5 protein-coding genes are annotated in these 3,941 nt (G+C 73.4%); 4 read left to right on the forward strand and 1 reads right to left on the reverse strand.

The features are described 5' to 3' along the window. A partial coding sequence (locus tag H5J29_RS23990) for an AAA family ATPase (RefSeq protein ID WP_181783294.1) occupies positions 1–976 on the forward strand: 976 nt, incomplete at its 5' end. 514 nt (positions 977–1,490) lie between these two features. Then, positions 1,491–2,567: an L-cysteine desulfhydrase Cds1 gene (gene cds1, locus H5J29_RS23995; protein ID WP_181783295.1), complete on the forward strand. Its 1,077-nt coding sequence runs from the start codon at positions 1,491–1,493 to the stop codon at positions 2,565–2,567. 2 nt (positions 2,568–2,569) lie between these two features. On the opposite strand, the gene H5J29_RS24000 is transcribed toward cds1, so the two are convergent. After that, complete coding sequence (locus H5J29_RS24000; protein WP_181783296.1) at positions 2,570–2,956, reverse strand: STAS domain-containing protein; 387 nt, start codon at positions 2,954–2,956, stop codon at positions 2,570–2,572. 213 nt (positions 2,957–3,169) lie between these two features. Between H5J29_RS24000 and H5J29_RS24005 the strand changes: the two genes are divergently transcribed. Then, positions 3,170–3,436, forward strand: a complete 267-nt coding sequence (locus H5J29_RS24005) for a DUF2795 domain-containing protein (protein ID WP_181783297.1) — start codon at positions 3,170–3,172, stop codon at positions 3,434–3,436. A 127-nt stretch (positions 3,437–3,563) separates the two neighbouring features. Continuing rightward, positions 3,564–3,941: ABC transporter ATP-binding protein (locus H5J29_RS24010; protein ID WP_181783298.1), on the forward strand; the 378-nt coding region annotated here is incomplete at its 3' end.

A 3,941-nucleotide genomic window follows, 5' to 3' on the forward strand; every position in this document is an offset into this window, starting at 1 on the left:
GCGGGACGAGGTGGCCGCGGCCCGCGCCGACCGCGAGGCGGCCCTCACCGAGGCCCGCGCGACCACGGGCAGGCTGTCGGCGCTGCTGGACAAGCTGGTGGACACCGTCCACCGGGACGAGGTCGCCCGCGCGCAGTCCCGGCTGCGGCTGGAGCAGCTCGTCGAGAAGGCCCTGGGGGACTTCGGGATCGGCGTCGACGACCTGGTGGCCGAGTACGGCCCGGCGACCGGGGTGCCGCCGTCGCCCACCGAGATCGCGGAGTACGAGGCCGCGAAGGAGCGGGGGGAGGACGTCGTCGCGCCGCCCGCCATGCCGTTCGACCGCGGGACGCAGGAGCGCCGCGCCAAGCGCGCGGAGAAGGACCTCGCACTGCTCGGCAAGGTCAACCCGCTGGCCCTCGAGGAGTTCGCCGCGCTGGAGGAGCGCTACACGTTCCTGTCCACGCAGCTCGAGGACCTCAAGAACACCCGGCGGGACCTGCTCACCGTGGTCCGCGAGGTGGACGACAAGATCCTCGAGGTCTTCACGACCGCGTACGTGGACGTGGCCCGCGAGTTCGAGACGGTCTTCGCCACGCTCTTCCCGGGCGGCGACGGCAGGCTGGTCCTCACCGATCCCGACGACATGCTCACCACCGGGATCGAGGTCGAGGCCCGGCCGCCCGGCAAGAAGGTCAAGCGGCTGTCGCTGCTCTCCGGCGGCGAGCGCTCGCTCACCGCGATGGCGCTGCTGGTCGCCATCTTCCGGGCCCGCCCCTCGCCCTTCTACGTGCTCGACGAGATCGAGGCGGCCCTCGACGACGCCAACCTCCGCAGGCTGATCCTCCTGCTGGAGGAGCTGCGGTCGACCTCGCAGCTCATCGTGATCACCCACCAGAAGCCCACCATGGAGGTCGCGGACGCCCTCTACGGCGTCTCGATGCGGGGCGACGGGATCACCACGGTCATCTCCCAACGCCTTCGCCCCGCTTCTTAGCAGGCAGCGGGTGGCGGCGCGGGCGCGCGGGGGGCGTGGAAGGGTGGGGGTGTGACGACGCAGACCCTCTGGATCATCGTGGCCGTGGTCGTGGTGGTCGTGCTGATCGCCCTGGTCGCGGGCCTCACGATCAGCCGCCGACGGAAGATCAGCCTCCGCGAGGCCGAGCCGCAGGACCTTCTCGGCCCGGAAGCCGAAGCTCTGGGGGGCCACCTGCAGCCCCTCGGCCGGGGTGCCCGCGCGCAGCAGCCGCAGGTCCTCCGCGACGCTCGCGGCATGCTGCTCGGCCATCCGCCGCGCGTTCTCCGCCACCGTGGCGCGCCGCTCCAGCTCACGGACCAGCGCGTCGACCTGGTCGCGCGCGTAGCCGCGCCGGACCACCTCGAAGGCGCCGGAGCTGTTCACCGGATCGGGGTCGGATGCCACACCCGCCAGTGTGAACGCCTCGACCGGGGATCTCCAGCGGGGTCGGCCGGCGGACCGCGCGCTGCGGTCAGTGGCTACCGTCGCGGACGTGGTGGTCGAGAGTGGATCGGACCGGGACTGGGTCGACGAGGCGGTCCGGCGGGTGGAGGCGGACGCCAACCGGTCCGCGGACACCCACCTGCACGTGCTGCCGGTGCCCGCGGACTGGGGGGTCGACGTCTACCTCAAGGACGAGTCCGTCCACCCGACCGGCAGCCTCAAGCACCGGCTGGCCCGCTCGCTGTTCCTGCACGCCCTGGTCAGCGGGCAGATCGGGCCGCACACCACGGTCGTCGAGGCGAGCTCGGGATCGACCGCGGTGTCCGAGGCCTACTTCGCGCAGCTGATCGGCGTGCCGTTCGTGGCGGTGCTGCCGCGCACCACCAGCCCGGAGAAGATCGCGCTGATCGAGCGGTACGGGGGCCGCTGCCACGCCGTCGAGCACGGGGCGGAGATGTACGCGCGCGCCGAGGAGCTGGCGGCCGAGTGCGGGGGCCACTACATCGACCAGTTCACCTACGCCGAACGCGCCACGGACTGGCGGGGCAACAACAACATCGCCGAGTCCGTCGTGGCGCAGCTCGCCCGGGAGCGGCACCCGGTGCCGGAGTGGATCGTGGTCGGCGCGGGCACGGGGGGCACCTCGGCGACGATCGGGAGGTACCTGCGCTACCGGCGGATGCCGACGCGGCTCGCCGTCGTCGACCCGGAGAACTCCGCGTTCCTGCCCGGCTGGGCGAGCGGCGCCCCCGACTACGCGACCGGCCTGCCGGGCCGCATCGAGGGGATCGGGCGGCCGCGGATGGAGCCGAGCTTCGTGCCGGGCGTGATCGACCTGATGCTCCCGGTCCCCGACGCCGCCAGCATCGCCGCCGTCCGCCACCTGCACGACCGCACCGGCCGGTTCGCGGGCGGGAGCACCGGCACGAACCTCTGGGGCGTGTACACGCTGGTCGCCCGGATGATCGCCGAGGGACGGCAGGGGAGCGTGGTCACGCTGATCTGCGACGGCGGCGAGCGCTACCGGCACAGCTACTACGCGGACGACTGGGTCGCGGCGCAGGGCATGGACCTCGCCCCGCACACCGCCCGGATCGAGCGGTTCTGGGCGACCGGGGAGTTCTAGTGTCAGGCGGTGGGCCGCAGCGCGTCGGGCACGCCGTCGGCGACGTCGAACAGGCCGAGCAGGCCGGTGGCCTCGAGCGCGCGGGTGACGATCCGGGAGCCGCAGACGAGCCGAAGGGTGTGTCCGCTGCGCTCGACCTGGTCCTTCGCCGCGACGAGCACGGCGAGCCCGGCGGAGCCCAGGAACGTGACGCCGGAGAGGTCCAGCACGACCAGCGGCGCCTCGGGCAGCCGGGTGTCCAGCTCCGTGCGCAGCAACGGGGCGGTCAGCGTGTCGATCTCGCCGCGGACGTGCGCGACCAGCGAGGAACCGTCCCCCGCCGCGTCGAACCGGACGACGTCCTCGACCTCGACGCCACCCTCCTCGGCGGGTGTCTCACTGCTGCTCATGGTGCACCGTGCTCCTCGACATCTTCCGCGGACGCGTGCATGCGGACTGTCGCTTCAACCGCACGGCAACCCTACGGCGGCCCGACCGGGCGGCACAACACGACTCCCCCTCGGAGTGTCCGCGAGAAACCCCGAGATCCGATGTTTGGCCGAGGGTGAGCGCGGGCACTCCTTCTCGCCCCGTCGGCGGAGACGGGGCCACCAGGAGGAACCGTGTACCGACGGACGTATCGCGCCGACGTCGCCCGGATCGGCCACGTGCTGGCGGGGCTGAGCTACCCGGCCGCCAAATGGCAGATCGTGGCCCACGCCGACCACTACGGGGCGGACGCGGTCACCACGGCGCAGCTGTGGTCGCTGGCCCCCGGCGCGTACCCGGACCTCGCCGCCGTGTGCTCCGCGCTGGGCCTGCTGCCCGCCCGGGGCGCCTACCGGCAGCAGCCGTCGCAGCAGGCGGCGGGCCGGGACGTCACCCGGTAACGCGGTCACCCGGTCGCGCGAGGTGGAGGCCGAGGGGTGGTGCCAGCACCACCCCCGCCGGTGTACCAGCCGGTCTCTTCCCCGCGTGCCCTCCCTCGCGGGGCGGTCACGTCCCTAGGGTGAGCAGGTGACAGAGCAGACCCCGCCGGGTCCCGCGCTGGTCGTGCGCGGTCTGCGCAAGACCTACGAGGCGGGCACGGCCCCCGTTCGCGCGCTGCGCGGCGTCGACCTGACCGTGCGCGCGGGCGAGTTCGTGGCGCTCATGGGCCCGTCGGGCTGCGGCAAGTCCACCCTGCTGCACCTGCTCGCGGGCCTCGACCGGCCGGACGAGGGCACCGTGGCGGTCGACGGGACCCGGATCGAGGACCTCGCCCCGCAGCGGCTCGCGCGGCTGCGCAGGCGCAGCGTCGGGCTGGTGTTCCAGTTCTTCCACCTCATCGAGCACATGTCCGCGCTGGAGAACGTGGCCCTGGCCGCGCTCGTCGCGGGCGCCCGGCCGAACGAG

Source organism: Pseudonocardia pini, assembly GCF_013870575.1.
Lineage (GTDB): Bacteria > Actinomycetota > Actinomycetes > Mycobacteriales > Pseudonocardiaceae > Pseudonocardia > Pseudonocardia pini.

Excerpts from the sequence above, each read along its gene's own strand:
- H5J29_RS24000 (WP_181783296.1), bottom strand. The coding sequence starts at position 2,956 with ATGAGCAGCAGTGAGACACCCGCCGAGGAGGGTGGCGTCGAGGTCGAG.